The organism is Gammaproteobacteria bacterium (genome assembly GCA_003696665.1).
GTDB lineage: Bacteria > Pseudomonadota > Gammaproteobacteria > Enterobacterales.
The window spans coordinates 1-2,207 of record RFGJ01000649.1 but is presented as its reverse complement, the minus strand read 5'-3'; the positions used below and the strand labels follow the sequence as shown (position 1 = coordinate 2,207).

Annotated in this window: 2 protein-coding genes and 1 rRNA gene; all 3 read left to right on the top strand. The window is 59.4% G+C overall.

Translation table 11 applies throughout. The annotated features are described in order from the left end of the window. Positions 1-353, top strand: a 353-nt coding sequence (locus D6694_15560; protein ID RMH33536.1) for a hypothetical protein, incomplete at its 5' end; no start/stop codon positions are given. A gap of 141 nt (positions 354-494) precedes the next feature. Then, positions 495-1,178 carry a dethiobiotin synthase gene (bioD, locus tag D6694_15555; GenBank protein RMH33535.1) on the top strand — a complete coding sequence of 228 codons (684 nt, stop codon included), beginning with the start codon at positions 495-497 and terminating at the stop codon, positions 1,176-1,178. Between the two features lie 358 nt (positions 1,179-1,536). Beyond that, positions 1,537-2,207, top strand: a 16S ribosomal RNA gene (locus D6694_15550); the annotation flags it as partial.

Here is a 2,207-nt window from a genome sequence, read left to right as displayed (position 1 = left end):
CTGCCTCCGCCACTGCGCTGCAGGTCATCCCGGGCATCGATGAAAACCTGGCCCAAGCCATCATCGAACGACGGGCCGGTCCGGATGGCATGGACGGTACCGAAGACGACATGCCTTATCGGAGTCCGGCGGAGCTGGGCTTGGGCGGGCTGCCGGGCAGCGGTGCGCCGGTGGCGCCGGGTGCCCCGCCGCCTGTGGTGGCCAGCGCCATGGCACAGCTCTTCACGGTGCGCAGCCTGGTGTTTGAAGTGCGCGTCGAGGCGCACATCGGCAGCATCCATCGCGAATACGTGGCGCTGGTCCGGCGCAACAGCCCCCGTGTGGTGCAAGTGCTGAGCTTCACGTGGAACTGAAGTCCGGCCGGTGCACGCCTGTCGTTGAGCCGCTCCGGGCGTTTACCGATCGCAGCGCCTGGCGCCGTCAGGGGGCATGGGCGTCAGATGCGCTAGCACGGCGATCGGACAACGCAGATCTCAGCTATCAGTCGAGGGCGAATGACCAAGCCATTCATCGTCGTAACAGGCACTGACACCGGGGTTGGCAAGACCTTGGCGGCCTGCATGTTGACCTGCCACTTGCGCGCGAAGGGCATGAATGCGCTGGCCTGCAAACCCTTCGCTTCAGGGGGAAGGCGGGACATTCGGCTTTTGCAGGCCGTGCAGCCAGGATGCGCAACCGACGAAGAGATTTGTCCGTATGGCTACGAGCTAGCGCTTGCCCCATGGGTGGCGGCCAGGCTCGCCCATCGCCGTTCGCCTCGGTTGGCGTTGGTTACGAGGCACTTGCGTGACTTGTCCAAGCGCTTCTACCCGGTCATCATCGAAGGATGTGGCGGCTTGAGGGCGCCGTTGGGTGAGGGTTACGACTTGCTTGACATCGTGCAGAAGCTGGACTGTGCCGTCGTTGTGGTCGCAGCGAACAGGCTTGGAACCCTCAACCACACGGTTTTGACCGTGCAAGCTGTGCAAAGCCAGGCGCGCAAGCCGGCCAAAGTGCTGCTGATGGGCGTGCGCAATCCCGACATTTCCAGTCGGAGTAACTTGTTGATTTTGAGGAGGTTGCTGAAGGGATGCGCCGTCCTCGAGATGCCCTACTTGGGTTTGCGGCCGGAGACGGCTGCGGCCTTGAAAAAAAATTGCAAAAAATTTGAAAAAGCTCTTGCGCGGTTGGTGGAGTGAATGTATTAAGTGCGCACCGTTTCCGCACGGCCCGAGAGGGCCTGAAAAATTCTGAAAAAAGTTGCGGAGCGGTGTTGACAGACCAGTTGGAGGAGAGCAAAATCCTCCTCCGGAAATTGATCCTTGCTAGCTGAAAAATTCCGAGAGTTTTTTGGTTGACTGCTCGGAAGAGAGGAACTACTCTCTCGGCTCGGCAAGCAAAAGGGTCGCAAGACCCGGCTGCTCTTTGAAAATTGAAGCGTGCGATAAGCAGAGCCCCTCTGGGTGATGTCGGAGACGTTAGCCCGGCACCACACAGAGAGTTTTGACAATTGCGCATCCCGGCCTAGCCGGGTGGAATCAAGCTAACGTTTTTTTGACGGAGAGTTTGATTCTGGCTCAGAACGAACGCTGGCGGCGTGGATAAGACATGCAAGTCGAGCGGGAACCAGTTGGTAGCAATACTGGCTGGTTCTAGCGGCGAAAGGGTGAGTAACACGTGGGTAATTTGCCGTGAAGAGGGGGATAACTCCGAGAAATCGGAGCTAATACTCCATGTGGTCGCACCGGGGCATCCCGGAGCGACTAAAGCTGGGGACCGCAAGGCCTGGCGCTTCACGATAAGCCCGCGTCCTATCAGCTAGTTGGTGAGGTAACGGCTCACCAAGGCTAAGACGGGTAGCCGGTCTGAGAGGATGGTCGGCCACACTGGGACTGAGACACGGCCCAGACACCTACGGGTGGCAGCAGTCGAGAATCTTTCACAATGGGCGAAAGCCTGATGGAGCGACGCCGCGTGGGGGATGAAGGTCTTCGGATTGTAAACCCCTGTCAGTCGTGACCAAACCTTGGCGTTGAATAGGCGCCAAGCTGATGGTAGCGGCAGAGGAAGGGACGGCTAACTCTGTGCCAGCAGCCGCGGTAATACAGAGGTCCCGAGCGTTGTTCGGATTCACTGGGCGTAAAGGGTGCGTAGGCGGTCGGGTAAGTCTGACGTGAAATCCCGAGGCTCAACCTCGGAATGGCGTCGGAAACTGCCCGGCTGGAGGG